This is a genomic window from Burkholderia contaminans, assembly GCF_029633825.1.
Lineage (GTDB): Bacteria > Pseudomonadota > Gammaproteobacteria > Burkholderiales > Burkholderiaceae > Burkholderia > Burkholderia contaminans.
On the sequence record NZ_CP090641.1, the window covers coordinates 1,226,511 to 1,244,805 of the forward strand.

The 18,295-nt window shown below is 66.7% G+C and carries 15 protein-coding genes; 8 read left to right on the forward strand and 7 right to left on the reverse strand.

Features of this window, described 5'->3' with window-relative positions:
- Nucleotides 1-23 precede the first annotated feature (23 nt).
- The 6 genes from LXE91_RS23195 (at nt 24) to LXE91_RS23220 (ending at nt 7,059) form a co-directional block, all read left to right on the forward strand.
- Complete coding sequence (locus LXE91_RS23195) at nt 24-692, forward strand: OmpA family protein (protein ID WP_039339605.1); 669 nt, start codon at nt 24-26, stop codon at nt 690-692.
- Nucleotides 693-1,084: 392 nt separating this feature from the next.
- On the forward strand, nt 1,085-2,230 hold the full coding sequence (locus tag LXE91_RS23200; RefSeq protein WP_046544122.1) for a DUF2827 domain-containing protein: 1,146 nt from the start codon (nt 1,085-1,087) through the stop codon (nt 2,228-2,230).
- A gap of 14 nt (nt 2,231-2,244) precedes the next feature.
- Nucleotides 2,245-3,399, forward strand: a complete 1,155-nt coding sequence (locus LXE91_RS23205) for a DUF2827 domain-containing protein (RefSeq protein WP_039339610.1) — start codon at nt 2,245-2,247, stop codon at nt 3,397-3,399.
- A 25-nt stretch (nt 3,400-3,424) separates the two neighbouring features.
- Nucleotides 3,425-3,889 (forward strand): DUF4019 domain-containing protein, encoded by a 465-nt coding sequence (locus tag LXE91_RS23210; RefSeq protein WP_039339612.1) that lies wholly within the window; start codon nt 3,425-3,427, stop codon nt 3,887-3,889.
- Nucleotides 3,890-3,920: 31 nt separating this feature from the next.
- A complete protein-coding gene (locus tag LXE91_RS23215; RefSeq protein WP_039339615.1) occupies nt 3,921-5,057 on the forward strand; it encodes a DUF2827 family protein in 1,137 nt (378 codons plus the stop codon).
- Between the two features lie 28 nt (nt 5,058-5,085).
- On the forward strand, nt 5,086-7,059 hold the full coding sequence (locus LXE91_RS23220; RefSeq protein ID WP_039339617.1) for an FkbM family methyltransferase: 1,974 nt from the start codon (nt 5,086-5,088) through the stop codon (nt 7,057-7,059).
- Nucleotides 7,060-7,152: 93 nt separating this feature from the next.
- Here the strand turns inward: LXE91_RS23220 and LXE91_RS23225 are convergent, their stop codons facing one another.
- The 3 genes from LXE91_RS23225 to LXE91_RS23235 form a co-directional block, all read right to left on the reverse strand.
- A complete protein-coding gene (locus tag LXE91_RS23225) occupies nt 7,153-7,569 on the reverse strand; it encodes a hypothetical protein (protein WP_039339757.1) in 417 nt (138 codons plus the stop codon).
- Nucleotides 7,570-7,661: 92 nt separating this feature from the next.
- Complete coding sequence (locus LXE91_RS23230; RefSeq protein ID WP_039339621.1) at nt 7,662-8,465, reverse strand: EAL domain-containing protein; 804 nt, start codon at nt 8,463-8,465, stop codon at nt 7,662-7,664.
- Between the two features lie 787 nt (nt 8,466-9,252).
- Nucleotides 9,253-10,395, reverse strand: coding sequence for a DUF2827 domain-containing protein (locus LXE91_RS23235; RefSeq protein WP_039339623.1), 1,143 nt, complete (start codon nt 10,393-10,395; stop codon nt 9,253-9,255).
- Nucleotides 10,396-10,579: 184 nt separating this feature from the next.
- On the opposite strand from LXE91_RS23235, the gene LXE91_RS23240 reads away from it, so the two are divergent.
- Complete coding sequence (locus LXE91_RS23240) at nt 10,580-11,365, forward strand: class I SAM-dependent methyltransferase (protein ID WP_157644947.1); 786 nt, start codon at nt 10,580-10,582, stop codon at nt 11,363-11,365.
- Nucleotides 11,362-12,684, forward strand: coding sequence for a glycosyltransferase family protein (locus tag LXE91_RS23245; protein WP_039339625.1), 1,323 nt, complete (start codon nt 11,362-11,364; stop codon nt 12,682-12,684). Before LXE91_RS23240 ends, LXE91_RS23245 begins: the two co-directional genes overlap by 4 nt.
- 104 nt (nt 12,685-12,788) lie before the next feature.
- On the opposite strand, the gene LXE91_RS23250 is transcribed toward LXE91_RS23245, so the two are convergent.
- The 4 genes from LXE91_RS23250 to LXE91_RS23265 all read right to left on the reverse strand — a co-directional run bounded on the left by LXE91_RS23250 (nt 12,789) and on the right by LXE91_RS23265 (nt 18,293).
- Nucleotides 12,789-14,903, reverse strand: coding sequence for a phosphocholine-specific phospholipase C (locus tag LXE91_RS23250; protein WP_046544123.1), 2,115 nt, complete (start codon nt 14,901-14,903; stop codon nt 12,789-12,791).
- 42 nt (nt 14,904-14,945) lie between these two features.
- On the reverse strand, nt 14,946-15,149 hold the full coding sequence (locus LXE91_RS23255; RefSeq protein WP_039339629.1) for a hypothetical protein: 204 nt from the start codon (nt 15,147-15,149) through the stop codon (nt 14,946-14,948).
- A 315-nt stretch (nt 15,150-15,464) separates the two neighbouring features.
- Complete coding sequence (locus tag LXE91_RS23260) at nt 15,465-17,462, reverse strand: acetyl/propionyl/methylcrotonyl-CoA carboxylase subunit alpha (RefSeq protein WP_039339633.1); 1,998 nt, start codon at nt 17,460-17,462, stop codon at nt 15,465-15,467.
- A 45-nt stretch (nt 17,463-17,507) separates the two neighbouring features.
- Nucleotides 17,508-18,293, reverse strand: coding sequence for an enoyl-CoA hydratase/isomerase family protein (locus tag LXE91_RS23265; RefSeq protein ID WP_039339635.1), 786 nt, complete (start codon nt 18,291-18,293; stop codon nt 17,508-17,510).
- Nucleotides 18,294-18,295 lie beyond the last annotated feature (2 nt).

The window sequence follows — 18,295 nt, forward strand, 5'->3', positions numbered from 1 at the left end:
ACCCAAGCATTGAGGATGTAACCGTGAACAAACTCGCTCTTGCGCTCGCACTCTCCGCAACGGCCCTCGCCGCGTGCTCCACCGCATCCGGCCCGACCTTCAGCGCCTCCGAACTGCAGCCGCGCGACGGCGTGCGCACCTTCCAGGTGGACTGCCACGGCCTGCTGTCGGGCCCGGAGACCTGCATGAAGGCCGCCCGCAAGATTTGCGGCGAAGAGCCCGTGCGCGCCGTCGACTCGGCCCGCGCGCTGCGCGACAAATCGGATCCCGCGACGCTCGTGTTCCAGTGCGGCGCCGCACCGGCCGAGGCGGCTTCGGCCCCGGCCGCCGCGCCGGCGGCTGCCACCGTCGAACAGGTGAACCTGTCGGGCGACGCGCTGTTCGCGACCGACCACGCGACGCTCGCCCCGACCGCGCGCGAATCGCTCGACCGGTTGCTGAGCGAGCGCGCCGACCATACGTACTCGCAGGTGAGCGTCACCGGCTTTACGGACTCGGTGGGCAGCGACGACTACAACCTCGCGCTGTCGAAGCGCCGCGCCGAATCCGTCGCGGCGTACCTGAAGGCGCACGGCCTGAAGACCGACTCGCTGACGGTCACGGGTCGCGGCAAGGCCGATCCGGTCGCGTCCAACGCGACGCCGGAAGGCCGCGCCAGCAACCGCCGCGTCGAAATCCGCCTGCAGCACTGAGCGGGCCGCCGCCGCGCGCGGCGCCCCGGTCCGGCCGGCCGCCGGCCCCGCACCCGACCTCCGCCGGACCACCCCGGGCGCCGCTTCGCCGGTGCCCGTTTCCGTTGGCCGGCGGCTATGTCAAAGTTCGTCACGTCCCGCCAAAACCGGTGGTTTCCGTGCCACAATCGCCGCAGACAGTCGCCGGGGCAGCCTGCCCGAATCGCACGCCGTGCCAGGCGTGCCCGACGACACGCCGGATACCGGCTGCCGCCCTCGCGAACCAGGTCGCCCGATTCGCCCGCCGCGGCGCACCGGCGCACATGCAACCATGACGATCCACGGCGCGCCGCTTCCGGGCCAGACGCTCGACGCGATACCCGGACGCACGACGCCGCAGAGGAAACCAACCGGTGACGGACATCAATGAGGCCGCCTCGGGCGGCACCCGCAAGCAACGGCCGGCAGTCGGCATCTCGCTGTTTGCGCGCGACGGCCAGGCGATCTGGGAAAACGGCATACACCAGAACATCGCGTTCCTCGCGATGATGCTCAAGCGCTCGGATCGCGTCGGCCCCGTCTACTTCCTGAACGGCGGCGACGCCAGCGCGCTGCCGGCCGGCCTCGAACTCGACGGCCTCGACATCCCGCTCGTGAAGCCCTCCGACGTCACGCACGAACTCGACGTCGTGATCGAAATGGGCGCGCAGTTGCCGGTGGAATGGCTCAGGCACATGAAGGCGCTCGGCAAGAAAATCGCCGCGTTCTTCTGCGGGCACGTGTATGCCGGCCTGTGCGAAACGCCGATCTTCGGCAAACCGTCCGGGCACATCTTCAACGGCGCGCCGTTCGACGAAGTGTGGCTGCTGCCGCAATACGACAAGACGGCCGCGCCGATGCTGCAGACCATCCTGCGCGCGCCCGTCCACCTGATGCCGCACATCTGGTCGCCGTACTTCCTCGATCGCCGCGTCGCCGCGCTCGCCGCGGAAGGCGCGACGTTCGGCTATCGGCCGGGCCGCCGCCCGTGGCACCTGGCGACGCTCGAACCGAACATCTCGGTCGCCAAGTCCTGCCACTACCCGATGCTCGCGTGCGACGAGTTCTACCGCACGCGCCCGGACGCGGTCCAGCACATGTTCGTCGTGAACTCGTTGCACATGAAGGAGCATCCGACCTTCGTGCACTTCGCGAACAGCCTCGACCTCGTGCGCCAGCACAAGGCGACCTTCGAGCCGCGCCTCGACCTGCCGGGCTTCATGGCGCGCCATGCGGACGCGGTCGTTTCGCACCACTGGGAAAACGGGCAGAACTACCTGTATTACGACGTGCTGTACGGCGGCTACCCGCTGATCCACAACTCGACGCTGATCGGCGACGCCGGCTATTACTACCCGGACTTCGATTCCGCGGCAGGCGGCCGTGCGCTGCTCGAGGCCTGGCTGCATCACGACGAACGCCTCGACGACTACCGCGCGAAGGCCGGCCGGCTGCTGCAGTCGGTCTCGCTCGAAAACCCCGCGAACCTCGACGCGTTCGTCTCGCGTCTGGTCGCCTGAACCGGAGCATACGCATGTCGGACTCCAATGCCCGTCAAGCGCCCGGCGAGGGCAAGCGTCTCGTCGTCGGCGTATCGCTGTTCGTGCGCGGCGCCGGCCAGTCGCTGTGGGAAAACGGCATTTTCCAGAACTGCCTGCTGCTGATCCTGCTGCTGCGCCAGTCGCCGCTTGTCGCGGAAGCCGTGATGGTGAACGGCGGCGAACAGGTCGCCGATCCGCAGATGATGCTCGGCGAATGGGACGTGCCGCTGCTGTCGATGGACGAAGCGCTGCAGCGCTGCGACGTGCTGATCGAAATGAGCGCGCAGTTCGGCGCCGACTACCTGCGCGCGTTCCGCGAGCGCGGCGGCAAGGTCGTCACGATGCGGGTCGGCAACGACTACGTGATCGACATCGAACGCGCGATGTTCGACAAGCCGTCGGGTTTCCTGTTCTCGGGCGCGCCGTACGACGCCGTGTGGACGATCCCCGAATTCGAGCGCACGTGCCTGCACTATTACCAGACGGGCCTGCGCGCGCCCGTCACGATCGTCCCGCACATCTGGCACCCGATGCTGTTCGACAAGGCGCGCGCGACGCTCGGCGCCGGGCTGTCGTTCGGCTATGAGCCCGGCAAGCCGCGCTGGCGCGTGACGATGTTCGAGCCGAACATCTGCATGGTGAAGACGAGCGTCATCCCGATGCTGGTGGCCGAGGAAGCGTATCGCGCGAAGCCTGATTTCCTCGAGTTCGTGCGCGTGTGCAACACGCTGCACCTGAAGGAACATGCGACGTTCGTCCACTTCGCGAAGAGCCTCGACATCGTGAACCACGGGATCACGACGTTCGAAAGCCGCTATGCGGTGTACGAGTTCATGGCCGCGTACGGCGATGCGGTGGTGTCGCACACGTGGGAAAACGCGCAGAACTACCTGTACTACGAGCTGCTGTACGGCGACTATCCGCTGATCCACAACTCGCCGTTCCTCGGCAAGGCCGGGTATTTCTATCCGGACTTCGACTGCCAGGCCGGCGGCCGCGCGCTGCTGAAGGCGTTTGCCGAACATGATGCCAACCTCGAGGCGTACCGCGAGCAGTCGAGGCACGTGCTCAGCGCCGTCAGCATCTACAACCCCGAGAACGTCGCCGCCTATACGGACGCGATCGCCACCCTCTATCGCGACGCGTGACGCGCCGCCCTTTCCGGACTCCGACATGAATGCACGCACGCCCCTCACCCGCGCCAAATGGCTGATCGGCTTCGCCGCCGCTTCGATCGCGATCGGCGCGCACGCGCAATCGACCGGCCCGTCGGCCGACACGCTGCTCAGCGACTCGGCCGCGGTGCTCAAGCAGCTCGACGCCGGTCAGTTCGGCGCGGTGTGGACCGACGCCGCCCCGTTCGTGAAGGCGCGCATCAAGCAGGACCAGTTCGTCGCCGACACGCAGCGGGCGCGCCAGGGCGTCGGCCCGGTCAGCCACCGCGAGTGGACGCAGATCACGCGTATCCACTCCGTGAATGCCTCGACGACACCCGACGGTTTCTACGCGAACGTCGCGTACACCACGACGCTGGCGAATGGCGAAACCATGTTCGAGAAGCTGAGCTTTCGTCTCGACGACGGCCAGTGGCACCTGACCGGCTACGTACCGTACAAGTCGCCGAGCGGCACGCCGTAATCCGCGCATCGTCCGCACCACGGAGCACCTGATGAAACTCAATGTCGCGATAACGATGAACGTGCAACGCGACGCGACGCAGTCGATCTGGTACAACGGCGCGAATCAGCACTGCGTGTTCCTGTACATGCTGCTGAAGCAGTCGCCGCTGATCGGCGAGGTCTGGCTCGCGCACGACGACGGCATCACCGACTATCCGCAAGCGCTGATGATGGACGCGTTCGGCGACGCGCTGCGGCCGCTGTCGGCCGTCGTCCACCAGACCGACCTGCTGATCGAAATGAATGCGTTCGTCGATCAGACCCACACGGATGCCGTGCGCCGGCGCGGCGGCAAGTGCGTGTCGTACCGCTTCGGCAACGACTACGTGATCGCGGTCGAGACGATCAACTTCGAGAAGAATCAGTGGCGGCCGAACCCGAACCGCGTGCAGTTCGACGAGATCTGGACCAACCCGCAGCACATGCACACGTGCGCGGCATATTTCCAGGCCGTCTATCGCGCGCCGGTAATCGAGCTGCCGCACATCTGGTCGCCGTATTTCATCGAGCGCAGCCTCGACGCCGATCCTGAACTGAAGGCGCGCTTCGGCTATCGCAACCACGGCACCGCGAAGCGCATCGCGTTCTTCGAGCCGAACCTGAACGTCGTGAAGAGCTCGATCGTGCCGATGCTCGCCGCGAACGCGTGCTATGTCGAGCATCCGGAGCTCGTCGAGCACGTGTTCATGACCAACACGTTCGACAAGAAGGAAAACGTCGCCTTCAAGCATCTCGCGCTCGGGCTCGAGATGGTGCGCGACGGCAAGGCAACCGCCGACGTGCGCGCACCGTTCGTCGCGTGGGCCGCGCATCACACCGACATCGTCGTGTCCCATCACTGGGAAAACGGTCTCAACTACCTGCTGTACGACGCGCTGTACGGCAACTACCCGCTCGTGCACAACTCGCCGTTCCTGCGCGACGTCGGCTACTACTACCCGGACTTCGAGATCTTCGATGCGGCGCGTGCGATCGCGACCGCCGCGCAGACGCATGACGGGCGGCTCGACGACTACGCGGCCGCGGCCCGCCGCTGCCTGCATCACGTCGACACGCTCGCCGAGCACAACGTCCACGCGTATTCCGCGCAGATCCGGCAGCTGTTCGACGGCCGCGCGCTCGGCTGACCTCATTCGTCCACGCTACCTACCGTCCATGAATCAGACCGTCCGCAATTTCGTCGTGATCGATTCGATTCACGGTCCGTTCGTCATCAACCGGCACTGCGCATATCAAGCCGAGGCGCTGATCAAGACCGGACGGCCGCACATCCAGCACGAGCTCGACGCGATCCTGCAGGTGATCGACCAGTTGCCGGACGATGCGATCGCTGTGGACGGCGGCGCGAATGCAGGGCTCGTGTGCGTGCCGATCGCGCACCGGCTGCGCGCGCGCGGCGGCCGCGTGTATGCATTCGAGCCGCAGCGCACGCTGTTTCATGCGCTCGGCGGCACCGTCGCGCTCAACCAGCTCGACAACCTCCATCTGCTGAACATGGGTGTCGGGGGCGTCAACGGCACGATGAAAGTGCCCGACGTCGATTACGGGCAGGCCGCCGACTTCGGCCAGGTCTCGCTCGTCGACGCGCGCACGGAAGGCGGCACGCCGACGCCGGTCGTCACGCTCGATTCGCTCGGCCTGCCACGACTGGATTTCCTGAAGCTCGACGTCGAAGGGATGGAGATCGACGCGCTGCGCGGCGCGCGCCGGCTGATCGAGACGCACCTTCCGTGGTGCTGGGTCGAATACTGGAAAGTCGGCGAGGCGCCGATCATCGCCACCTTTGCCGGCCTCGACTACACGTTCTACCGGGTCGACCCGCTGAACCTGCTTTGCGTGCCGAACCCGCGCTGGGATCCGCAGCGGCTGACCATCGCGATCGAGCAGGTCACGATCGAAGCGACGGCCGATGACGACACGCACCACCCGCCAGCGACCGCCGCCGACACCGACGCGCCCGAAACGAACTGGAACCGCGCGCTCGACCACGAGTCGCGCTGCGAGTGGGGGCATGCCATTGCCCGCTGGCAGCGCGCGCTCGGCCGCGGGCTCGACGACGATGCGATCGCACTGCAACTCGCGTCGTGCTACGGCTTCGCCGGTGCGCCCGATGCCGGGCTGGCGGCGCTCGAACGCTTCGGCGATCCCGCCGCGCTCCCCGACGCGGCGCGCGGCCGCATCGAGCTGGCCCGTTCGGCGCTGCTGCTGCGCGCCGGCCGGCGCGACGAGGCCGCCCGTGCCACCATCTCCAGCGAAAACGTGCTGACGGCCGCGCAGTTCGGGCTGCCGACGGAGCGGCTCTACCAGGGCCAGCCGCTGCAAGGCAAGCGGCTGCTGGTGCTCAGCTACGGCGGCGTCGGCGACCAGCTCCAGTACGCGCGCTACCTGGGCGCACTCGACACGCTCGGCTGCACGAGCGTGACCGTCGTCGTGCCGGACGCGCTGACCGGCCTGCTGCGTCACACGTTCCCGCACCTCGAATTCATCGGTGCGCACGGCGCGTGGGTCGACACGTCGCAGATCGCGCACGACTACTGGTGTTCGTTCCTGGTGCTCGCTGCGCAGTTCGGCTACGCACCGGCGCCCAAAGGATCGGCGGCCGCGTACCTGTCGTGCCCGCCCGAGCGCGCGGCCGCGTGGCGCGAGCGCGTGGAGCGCGACGGCCATCCCGCCGGCACGCGCCGCATCGGGCTCAACTGGCGCGGTCGCGACGAAAGCGACGCGCGCTTCCATCGCGCGGCCAGCCTGCGCGACCTCGCGCCGTTGACGCGGATGCATGGCCACGCCGCGTACTGCATCAACCGCGACCTGTCCGCGCAGTCCGAGCAATCGGACCTGCCGGTGACGTTCCCGCACCAGGCGATCGGCGATTTCAGCGACCTGGCGGGGCTGATGCTGGCGCTGGATGCCGTGGTGACCACCTGCACCGCGCACATCCATCTCGCCGGCGCGCTCGGCGTGCCGGCCGTGCTGCTGCTCAGCCCGAAAGCCGACGCGCGCTGGGAAACCGGCTCGCGCACCGCGCTCTATCCGGGCATCCGGATCGTGCGCGCCGCACGCGTCGGGCAATGGGACGACGCGGTCGACCGCGCGATGGCGTTCGTGCTCGGCGGATTCGGGAAGGATTGATCGACGGGATGCGGATCGGGGCCGCGGCGTGCGGATGATGTCGACGCGGGCCGTGCGTCTCGCGCGGTGGCCCGTGACGGGCGTGAACAGGCGCTAGACCAGTACCCGATCGCCGCTCTGCGCGGCGAACGTACGGCCATGCCGCCGCCCCATCCGCGCGAGCACCGCGAAGCAACGCGCCACCGGCCGGCTGGCGCCGCCGGACTGCTTGACGAGGCTGTCGGATACGCCACGCGCGATGGCCGAATCGTCGCCGCACGCGCCCGCGATGACGGCCGCGTAATAGTGCCGCGCCGCCAGCTCGCGGCCACCGGCGTCGAGCGGCGTCATTCGCTGAATCCGGCGCGCAATGGATTTCAGGCCGTCGAGGTACGGCGCGACGTCGATCGGCACATCGGTCGATTCGGCGCCCAGTTGCCACAGCATGTCGGCCAGCTCGGTGATCGCGACGAGGTCGCGCGCACCGGTCGCCTGCGTGCCCGTTCCGCCTCCGGCCTTCGTGCCTGCCATGCTCAACCCCTTTGCGATTCGTCCCGGCCACGCGCCGATCACGCCCGACATCGGCGTGCATCCGGCACGCCACCTCGCCTGTTCCCGCGCCGTCACGCGACGGCCGGCGACCGCCACGAAAAACGGATGCCCTGCGCCCAGGCGACGCCCGCATCCACGATGATCTGCCGGTCGACCTCGCTCTCCACGCCCTCGACGACGACGTGCCGCGCGCCTTCATGCGCGAACGCGATCAGCCGGCGGAACTGGTAACGCCCGATCGCGTTGCGCTTGATCAGCGACAGGATCGACCGGTCGAGCTTCACGATGTCGGGATTGCCGACCACCAGGTTGTTCAAAGCACTGAAGCCGACACCGAAATCGTCGATCGCGATGCGGCACCCGGCTTGCCGGAAGCGGTTCACGAACGAACGACCCGCGACAGGGTTCAGCGGCCCCGTCTCCGTGATCTCGACCACCAGGCGCGCCGCGACCGACGGCTCGCGCTCGAGCCGCCTGAAGATGGCCAGCCACGCGTCGTCGACCACCGCGCTCGCTGCCGCCACGTTGCAGCCGTAAACGGCAGCCGGATCGGCGCGCAGTGCGTCAATCGCCCGGCCGACCACGAGCCGGTCGAACCACCGCATCAGCCCGAGCGCCTCGAGGCGCGGCAGGAACGCGGCCGGCGGCAGCGCATCGCGCTCGCCCCACCGCAATCGCGCCAGGCACTCCTGATACAGCACACCGCCCGACAGGTCGGCCCGGCACACGGGCTCCTGCGCAAACCCGAGCCGGCTTTCCACGAAACTGCGTACCGACGCGAGGTCGGGATGATCGTCGGGGGCGCCGAACACGAGATCGATTTCGTCCCGATTCACTTCCCGATTCGCCTCCAGGCGAGCTTCGACCGCATTCATCCGGCGCTCCGGCAAATGGCGAGCCGCCGATCGCGGCTCGACCTCAAGAAACATGCGGAGCATGACGTGCTCCGCCGCCTACCCGGCCCATCCTGTTATGTCGATCTTTTCCGGGAGCGTACTTTTCGCTTCGGCGCGCCGTCAAATTCGATATTTTCAACGATATTCGGTTACCTGAAATACACCATGTACGCGCGATACCGACTGTGCGACAGGTCACACTAGCGCAAATTGCGGAACCCGACGCAGATGCTGTTTATTATCTTCTTCTAAACAATCTTTCCCGAATCAATTGTCCGGCAATTTACGGGCCACGAAATCGGGATATTCTCAATTGATCAGACCAATACCGGCCCGCGAAGTACTGCCCGCTTCCGCGGCCAAGCTCATCTCGGAGGCCTGTTGCGGAGGCCTTTCGCCCGATTTTCCTTTCGCTGAAAATCGGCCGCCGTGCGCCATTCGATCACTGCAGCATTCAATTTTCCCGTTTCAAACTAATTATTAAATTTATAAACGGAATCAAGTCGCCTCGAATCGATAATACCAAGTTAATTCATATGACGATTATCAATTGAACCATTTTTAACAATCTTAAATACTTGTTAACCTTTAAAATGATTTCCGACGGACTTCCCTCGGAGCCGTCAGATTCGTGCCTTCAAAACCGTCGAACCGTTCGGGTTCGGCGGTTTCTTTTTTAACGGCACCATTTCGTCAGACATTAGGGCGGGACAATCCCGATGGCGGGATTCGGCGCGACGGTGTGCGTCGCCCGAACGATCAGGCCTCATGCGGCCGATGCGCCGACCAGGTTCGCGAGCAGCGCATCGTATTCGGCGATGAGTGCCGGATTGGCCGACGTATAGCGGCGGAGGATCTCGCGCTGGCGCCGCGTGTACGCTTCCCAGTCGTCGTCGTGCGTATGCAGCGCGCGCAGCAGCACATCGGCGCCTTGCTGCACGTCGTTGTCCGGATAGTAGTAGCCGAGATCGGGCGCGAGGCTCGCGTTGTGCACGAGCGGATAGCCCTGCCAGCACACGTCGAAATAGAAATAGTTGAGCGGGTTCGACCATTGGTGCGACACGACGATATCGGTCAGGTCGGCCAGGAACAGCGGCGTATCGAAGCGCCCGACGAAGCTCGCCTTGCCCGCGCGCACGATGTCGAGGTAGTTCATCAGCATCACGAACTCCGGGCTGTCGTGTGCGAGATGGAGGGCATTCGTCACGTGCGTGAAGCAGATCGCATCGGGGTCTCGCCGATACGCTTCGTCGATGATCAGCATCGGATACACGCAGAACTTCACCACGTCGTGGTTCGGCTCCATCACCGTCAGCCGCTTGCCGGGCTCGCTGCGCGGCCGGTATTCACCGTGCTCGGGCAGCGGCGCGGCGCGCGCACTCAGGAACATCGGATCCCACACGAACGGCACGACGCGCCCCGGGCAGCGGCGCAGCGACTGCAGGAACGGCAGCGACGAAGGCGCGATCTGCGGAATCGCCCACACCTCGTCGTAGCCGCGGTTGATGAACAGCGAATCCCACAGCCGGCGGCCGAACAGCATCGACTCCATCACGTTGATGTACTCGACGCCGCAGCAGTAGCTGACGAGCTTCGCGCCGCGCGCCTTCAAATACGCCGTCTGCTCGCCGTTGACCTGCCCGCCGAGCTCGATCACCACGTCGAGCGAATCCTTCATGTCGTCGAACGTGCGCGTGTCGAACACGTTGCGATCCCACGGCAGCGCATCGGTGAGCGGCACGTCGGTGGTGTTGACCAGCGTCACGCGGTAGCCGTGCGGCGACGCCATCAGCAGCTTCGCGAGAAACAACGCGTTCTGCTTGATGCCGTTGATCCACAGGCTTTCGTCGGGGGCGCGCAGTCCGATCGTGATACCGATGCGCAGGCCGTTCAGGACAGGAGACGTCATCGTCGGCAGGATGGAAGGTTGGATGGGGAGGGAATGGACGCAGTGTAGCGCGCGATGCGCCGCCCGCGTCAAGCGGCGCGGCGGCGGCAAGCCGGCATTCTAGCGGAGCGCCCGCCCCATACTGTCAGGGATGGTCAGCGCGCGGGGCGGCCGCGCAATTCCGCCGGATCGCTGTGCGATACTCGTGCCACCCGACGCCAGTTGGCCGGATTGTTCGGGCATTCGAACGGGCGACAGACGGGCTTGCCGAGCCGCGATCAAAAGAAGGGCTGACGAAATGGAACACAATGCCGCGCAAGTCTTCCAGAAGATCCACGACGAAAAGGGCTGGCACTCGCAGGAAAGCGTGTCCGGGTGGGGATCGGAGCTGAAAAACACCGCGCAGATCATTCGCGAGCTGCCCGGGCTGCTGGGCCGCTACGGGGTGCGCTCCATGCTCGACGCGCCGTGCGGCGATTTCAACTGGATGCGCCATGTCAACCTCGACGGCATCGACTACATCGGCGCGGATATCGTGCAGACCCTCGTGACGGCCAACCAGGCGACGTGGACTTCGCCGAGCCGTCGTTTCGTGCATCTGGACCTGCTCCGGGATCCGTTGCCGGACGCCGACCTGATCCTGTGCCGCGACTGCCTGTTTCATTTTTCCCATGCGGACGTGTTCCGCGCCTTCGAGCGCTTCTCCGCAACGAAAGCGCGCTACCTGCTGACCACGACCTTCATCTACCGCAGCTATCCGCGCAACGCGAACATCGCGACCGGCCAGTGGACGCCCATCAACCTCGAGATGGCGCCGTTCGATCTCGATCCGCCGCTGACGCTGCTGGTCGAGGGCAGCAACGAATCCGTCATCTACGGGCCCGACATCGGCACGGTGCCGATGTCCGATCGCTGTCTCGGACTCTGGAGCATGGACAGCGTTCGCGAGCGGCTACGGCGACCGCTGCCGGACCTTCCGGGCGCGCAATGATCGTCATCAGCCACTTCGGCCAGGCCGCACCCGCGAGCCTCGAGAATCACCGGCAATACGCGCAGGCGCACGGCTATCGCCACGAAATCGTCGACGCCTCCGCGATGCCGCAGGCGCTGCCGTTGCGGCCGCTCCATCGCTACGAATCACTGCTCCATGTGCTGCGCGGCGCGCAGCCCGACGAACTCGTGCTGCTGCTCAGCGAAGATGCGGCGATCATCGAGCCCGTCGCGCTCGACCGCCTGATGAGCGGCCGAGACATGCTGTTCGTCGACGCGTTCGCGCCCCCATTGCCGCAGGTCGACGTGCAGATCTGGCGCAATACGGCGGCCGTGCGGGCGATCGTGATGCAGCTGGTGCAGCGCTGCAAGCTCGGCAGCGAACCGCGGCTGACCTCGGAGGCCGCGCTGTTCGCGGCGCTCGACACGCATCACTACATGACCCCGATCGACGGGCTGTATCCGGTCATGCCGACCAGCCCCGACCTCGATCCGATGTGGAGCCGCGAACCGACGTTCGCGATCAGCATCGACGACACGCCGCACGATCCCGAACGGAAAGGCACGACGCCCCGTTTCCGCGACACGCTCGTGGCATACATCAATCGATGCCAGGCCGCCGGCCGGCCGATGTTCTCGTTCGATCACGCCGCCGCCCATACGCCGGACGAAGCCGCCGAGCGCAGCACCTACAATCCTGGCAGCCCGATCGCGTTGATGACGCTCTACACGCCGAACATCGGCAGCTATGCGCGCGTCGCCGAACGGAATTTCCGGCGGTACTGCGACACGCACGGCTACACGCTCTACGTGCATCGCGACGTTCCGGCCGAGATCGGCCTGAACGCGACCGGCAACTGGTTCAAGCCGTGGCTGCTGCATGCGTACCTGCAGCATCACGAATGGGTCGTGTGGCTCGATGCCGACGTGCTGATCGCGGACCAGCAGAAAGCGCTGGCGCCGCTGCTCGAAGGGCGCGACTGGCTGCTCGCGCACGACCTCGGCCAGTGGGCGTTCAACTCGGGCGTGATGGCATTCCGGCGCACCGGGCGCAACGACGCGATGCTGCGCGACATGATGACGACGATCACCGCGCTGCACGACCGGTCGAGCGTCTATGCGAGCGACGGCGACCAGCTGCATTTCATTCGCGCGATGGAGCGCGACGGGCAATTGCACGGCGAAGGCGTGGCCGATCTCGTCAGCTTCAACACGCCCTGGCTGTTTCGCCGCGCGGACAGCTACATCGTGCATTACTACGGAATGTGGTCCGCGATGCGTGCGCTGATGATGGCGCACGACGACGGCGTGCTGGGCTGACGCAGAGGTTCGAAGCGGCACAACCCGCTGGATGACTACAAACAATTTCCCGAGCGACGGCGCTCATCGCGTGCCGGCAAGCCGCCGGCACGCACGGCCTACGGTCAGATCGCCGTAATCGTCGGCGCGACGGCGGCCGGATCGGTGAGGCTGGGCTTGCCGGTTTCGACGTGCCCCGCGATGCGGCGCGTCCATCCGGCGTTCCCCGCCACGGCGAACTGCAGGTCGTACCAGTGGCTGCTGCACGACAGATCCCAGCGCGCCTCGACGCGCTGCCCTGCCGGCACCGTCAGCGTGCGCGGTGCGCCACCGTACGCGACATCGGTGGCCGTGACCGTGAGCGTGCCGGTGCCCGCGTTGGCGATCGTCACGTACACGTCTCCGTTGGCCGTGTCGTAGCACGGCGTGATTTCAGGCTTCGCGCCGGCATCGGCCGCGGCCGACCCCGCGAAACGCCGGAAATAACCGTTCGGCCCCCACACGCTCACCAGGTAGTTGCCGTTCGCGTCGAGCGCCCACGTATCGGTCAGCTGCTTGCCCGCTTCGACCGTATAGCGGCGCGGCATCGCGGTCGCATCCCCCGTATAGACCCAGAAGTGCGCGCCCTGCGTGCCGGTATTCGCGAACGTCAGCGCGTAGCCCTGCGCCTGGAGCTGGCCGGTCACATGCAGTTCGTACGGCAGCGCGCGCGCCGGCCGCGTGCCGGGTTCCTGCGCGCTCACGACCTGCTGCGCGGTGCTGGCCGGCGCGGTCTGCGACGACGCACGCGAGCACTGCAGGTCCGCCTGCGCGACATACGCTTGCGTGCTCGGCAGGGTCGGCAGCGTGGCATCCGATTTCGAGAAGTCGAGCGCCGACGTCAGGTCGCCGCAGATCGCGCGGCGCCACGGCGAGATGTTCGTTTCCATCACGCCGAAGCGCTTCTCGATGAATTGCAGCACCGACGTGTGATCGAAGACCTGCGAGCAGACGAAGCCGCCCTTCGACCACGGCGAGACCACGAACATCGGCACGCGCGGGCCGAGGCCGTACGGCAGGTTGTCGGCCGTGTACGTGCCGGTCTGCGTCGAGGTCACGACGTTGTGCCGCTCGAGCGACACGTCCACCGTACTCATGCCGGAGCCCGGCAGCGTCGGCGCCGACGGCGGCACGACGTGATCGAAGAAGCCGTCGTTCTCGTCGTACATGACGAGCAGGACCGTCTTGCTCCAGACGTCCGGATTCGACGTCAGCGCATCGAGGATCGTCGACAGGTAGTACGCGCCGTACAGCGGCGTGAACTTCGGATGCTCCGAATACGCGGCCGGCGGCAGCAGCCACGATACCTGCGGCAGCGCGTTCGCCTGCACGTCGGCCTTCAGCTGCGTGATCGGGCGCGTGCTCATCCCGCGCGTCTGCAGCGACGAACCGGCCGGCGCATTCACGAAGTTGTCGAAGCACGCGAGCATGTTCGTGCCGTAGTTGCCGGTGAAGTTGTCGAACCCGGTGCCCTGCTGGTAGATCTGCCACGAGATACCTGCTTTCTCGAGGCGCTCCGGGTAGGTCGTCCAGCTGAAGGGCGGCAACTTGATCTTGTCGAACTGGTTGTCGATGTAGTCGGTGTTGTCGAGCAGCGGGCCGCCGCCCGTGCCGAGCGGGTCGACCATGCCCGTCATCAGGTACATGCGGTTCGGGTGCGTATTGCCCGGAATCGAGCAGAAGTAGTTGTCGCACACCGTAAACGCATCGGCGAGTGCATAGTGGAACGGAATGTCGTCGCGGACGTGGTAACCCATCGTCATGTTCGACTTCTGCACCGCCCATTGATCCGCGCGGCCGTTGTCGATCGCGCCGTGCGCCGTCGCCCACGTATGCGGCAGGCCGCCGATACATTGCGCGTTGACGCCCGGGTCGGTCGTGTCGTAGCGGAACGGCGCGATCACGCTCGTCTTGTCCTCCTGACGCGGCTGGAACCATACCGGCTTGCCGTTCGGCAGCGTGACAGGGAAGCGGTCGTTGTAGCCGCGCACGCCGCTCAGGTGACCGAGGTAGTGGTCGAACGAGCGGTTTTCCTGCATGAACACGACGATGTGCTGGACATCCTGGATCGTGCCCGTGACGGAATTCGGCTCGATCGCCAGCGCCTTGCGGATCGATTCGGGCAGCAGTGCGGTGGCGGCGGTCGCACCGGCGAGGCCGGCGGAGAACTTCAGAAAGTCGCGTCGCGAATGGATGGCCATGCTGGTTGCTCTTGATTGGATTTCTGGTGGAAACGGCCGGGATCAGGAAGCGGGCGAGGAAGCAGGTGCGGTGAATCCGGGCGGGCAGTGCATCTGCGCGGTGGCGACCACGCCGCCGCCGCAAGCGGCCTTCTGCTGTGCGACGGGTGCGGCGGGTGCCGTCACGTCGTCGTTGCAGGCGCCGAGGAGTGCGGTCAGCGCGATCAGACCAGCGACCGCGAAGGGCCGTAGGGCCGAGTTTCGCATAACGTCTCTCCGTGGAGGTGACGACGTGACCCAGGCGCGGGTGCGCACCGGTCATATCGACGGCGAGATGCTAATTTCAGCGTGTTACACGACGGTGTCGCGTCAAGAGGCGGGCGGCGTGCACGCAAATAGCGGCACGTGTCGGGGCGGAAGAGAGTGCGAAACGTAATGCAATAGAAAGATTCGCATTACTTCGTTTTGCCGTAGCGATCGAAGCAGGTCCGTCGCCATCCCGGTTGTGAAACGAATCGCGAAGCTTCCTTGACGGGCCGGCAACCGCAGCAGCCGGCCCGCATACGGTGAAACAGGCGGCGCTCAGCCTTCCGCCATCATCAGCAATTGCGCGCCATCCGAAACCTGGTCGCCGACGCCGTACAGCACTTCCGCGACCACGCCCGCGCTCGGCGCGCCGATCGTGTGCTCCATCTTCATCGCTTCCATCACGATCAGCGGCGTACCCGCTTCGACCTTCTGGCCGGGCTCGACCAGCACGGCGATCACCTTGCCGGGCATCGGCGCGGTCAGGCGGCCACCACCCTGCTCCGCGTCACCCGCATGCGCGAGCACGTTGCGCCATTCGAACGTCTCGGCCGCGCCCTGCGTGAACACGTGGAAGTGGTCGCCGTCCGCATACACGCGGCCGCTGCTGCGCACGCCGCCGAGCGTCACGTCGAAATCGAGCGGCGTGGCGCCCCGCGTCCACACGAACGGTTGCGCGGCGGCGTCGCCGATCGCGAGGCGCGCAACCGCGCCGTCGTCCTCGTACGTGACCGTCACGTCCGCTTCGCGTTCGGCCGCGTGCCATTCGAGCGTACGGCGATAGCCGCCGTTCAGCCGCCAGTCCGGCAGCTCGCCCCACGGCGACGCACCCTGCGCGGTCGCGCCGCGTTCGCGTGCAAGCAGCGCCGCACACGCGAGCGCAAGCATCGCGCGCGGCGGCTCCTGCGGCGCGAACAGCGTGTCGTGGTTGCGCTCGATCAGGCCCGTGTCGAGATCGGCCGTCGCGAACGGTGCGCACGCAACGATCCGCTGCAGGAACGCGGCGTTCGTATGCAGGCCGACCACTTCACAGGCACGCAATGCGCGCAGCATCAGGCTCAGCGCTTCCGCACGGTCCGCGCCATGGACGATCAGCTTCGCGATCATCGGATCGTAGAACGGCGTGATCGCGTCTCCTTCGCGCACGCCGCTGTCGACGCGCACCGATGCCCCGATCGCGAACTCGACGCCGGCCGGCAGCCGCAGGTGCTTCAGCGTGCCCGTCGACGGCAGGAAGCCGCGCGCCGGGTTCTCCGCATAGAGGCGTGCCTCGAGCGCATGGCCCCGCACGTGCAGTTCGTCCTGCTTCAGCGGCAGCGGCTCGCCGGACGCAACGCGCAGTTGCCACTCGACGAGATCGAGCCTCGTGACCATCTCGGTGACCGGATGCTCGACCTGCAGGCGCGTGTTCATTTCCATGAAGTAGAACGCTTCGCCCGTCATGATGAATTCGACGGTGCCCGCGCCGACGTAATTCACCGCACGCGCGGCCGCGACGGCCGCCTCACCCATCGCCTGGCGCACGTCGTCGTGCAAACCGGGCGCCGGCGCTTCCTCGAGCACCTTCTGGTGACGGCGCTGCACCGAGCAGTCGCGGTCGAACAGGTACACGGTATTGCCGTGCGTGTCGCCGAACACCTGCACCTCGACGTGGCGCGGGCGCGTCAGGTATTTCTCGATCAGCACGCGATCGTTGCCGAAACTGCTCGCGGCTTCGCGCTGGCACGACGCGAGCGCCGCCGGGAAATCGTCGGAGCGCTCGACCACGCGCATCCCCTTGCCGCCACCGCCCGCGCTGGCCTTCAGCAGCACCGGATAGCCGATCGCGTCGGCTTCGCGATGCAGGTTGGCCGCGTCCTGGTCGTCGCCGTGATAGCCGGGTACGAGCGGCACGGCCGCCGCGTGCATCAGCGCCTTCGCGGCGGCCTTCGAACCCATCGCCGCGATCGCGTCGACCGGCGGCCCGATGAAGACGATGCCGGCCGCTTCGCACGCATGCGCAAAATCTTCGTTCTCCGACAGAAAGCCGTAGCCGGGGTGGATTGCCTGCGCGCCGGTGGCGCGCGCGGCTTCGATGATGCGCTCGATGCGCAGGTAGCTGTCCGCGGCGGCCGAGCCGCCGATGTGCACGGCCTCGTCGCACGCGGCCACGTGCTTCGCGTTCGCGTCCGCGTCGGAATAGACGGCGACGCTCGCGATCCCGAGACGTTTGCACGTCGCGGCGACGCGGCACGCGATTTCGCCGCGGTTGGCGATCAGAATCTTGTCGAACATGGCTTCGGTGTCGTCCGGAAAGAGGGGGTCACGCGCGCTGCGCGATCATTCACGCCACGACGGCGTGCGCTTTTCGAGGAAGGACGCGATCCCTTCGCGCGCTTCCGCGCCGGCGCGGGTGCGCGCGATCCAGTCGGCGGTCTGCTCGATCAGCGTCGCGTCGAGCGGGCGGCCGGCCACGTCGGCGACGAGCCGCTTGCACGCCTTCACCGCGTCGGGGCCGTTCGCGACGAGCGTCTCGGCCAGCTTCGCGACCGTGTCGTCGAGCGCCTCGGCGGGCACCGCGTCGTGAATGAAGCCGAGCGACGCCGCACGCGTGCTGTCGAACACCTCGGCCGTCGTGAAGTAGCGGCGCGCCGCGCGCTCGCCCATCGCGCGCACCACGTACGGCGCGATCGTCGCGGGGATCAACCCGAGCCGCGCTTCCGACAGGCAGAACTTCACGCCGTCGGCGGCAATCGCGATGTCGGCCGCCGCCACCAGGCCCACGCCGCCCGCATACGCATCGCCATGCACGCGGGCGATCACCGGCTTGCCGCAGCGATGGATCGCCTCGAGCATCCGCGCGAGCTTGCGCGCATCGGCACGGTTCTCGTCGTCCGAGTAACCGGCCATCTTCTTCATCCAGTTCAGGTCCGCGCCCGCGCAGAACGCCGCGCCTTCCGCGGCGAGCACGATCGCGCGCACGCCTTCATGCGCGTCGAGCCATTCGAACGCGGTGGTCAGCTCGGCGATCGTCGTCTCGTTGAACGCGTTGCGCACGTCGGGACGCGCGAGCGTGACGGTCGCCACGCGGCCGGCTTCGCTTACCTTGATCGTTTCGTATCGCATCG

Excerpts from the sequence above, each read along its gene's own strand:
- LXE91_RS23215 (WP_039339615.1), top strand. The coding sequence starts at position 3,921 with ATGAAACTCAATGTCGCGATAACGATGAACGTGCAACGCGACGCGACG.
- LXE91_RS23255 (WP_039339629.1), bottom strand. The coding sequence starts at position 15,149 with ATGCGAAACTCGGCCCTACGGCCCTTCGCGGTCGCTGGTCTGATCGCG.
- LXE91_RS23225 (WP_039339757.1), bottom strand. The coding sequence starts at position 7,569 with ATGGCAGGCACGAAGGCCGGAGGCGGAACGGGCACGCAGGCGACCGGT.
- LXE91_RS23210 (WP_039339612.1), top strand. The coding sequence starts at position 3,425 with ATGAATGCACGCACGCCCCTCACCCGCGCCAAATGGCTGATCGGCTTC.
- LXE91_RS23220 (WP_039339617.1), top strand. The coding sequence starts at position 5,086 with ATGAATCAGACCGTCCGCAATTTCGTCGTGATCGATTCGATTCACGGT.
- LXE91_RS23245 (WP_039339625.1), top strand. The coding sequence starts at position 11,362 with ATGATCGTCATCAGCCACTTCGGCCAGGCCGCACCCGCGAGCCTCGAG.
- LXE91_RS23265 (WP_039339635.1), bottom strand. The coding sequence starts at position 18,293 with ATGCGATACGAAACGATCAAGGTAAGCGAAGCCGGCCGCGTGGCGACC.
- LXE91_RS23230 (WP_039339621.1), bottom strand. The coding sequence starts at position 8,465 with ATGAATGCGGTCGAAGCTCGCCTGGAGGCGAATCGGGAAGTGAATCGG.
- LXE91_RS23260 (WP_039339633.1), bottom strand. The coding sequence starts at position 17,462 with ATGTTCGACAAGATTCTGATCGCCAACCGCGGCGAAATCGCGTGCCGC.
- LXE91_RS23235 (WP_039339623.1), bottom strand. The coding sequence starts at position 10,395 with ATGACGTCTCCTGTCCTGAACGGCCTGCGCATCGGTATCACGATCGGA.
- LXE91_RS23205 (WP_039339610.1), top strand. The coding sequence starts at position 2,245 with ATGTCGGACTCCAATGCCCGTCAAGCGCCCGGCGAGGGCAAGCGTCTC.
- LXE91_RS23250 (WP_046544123.1), bottom strand. The coding sequence starts at position 14,903 with ATGGCCATCCATTCGCGACGCGACTTTCTGAAGTTCTCCGCCGGCCTC.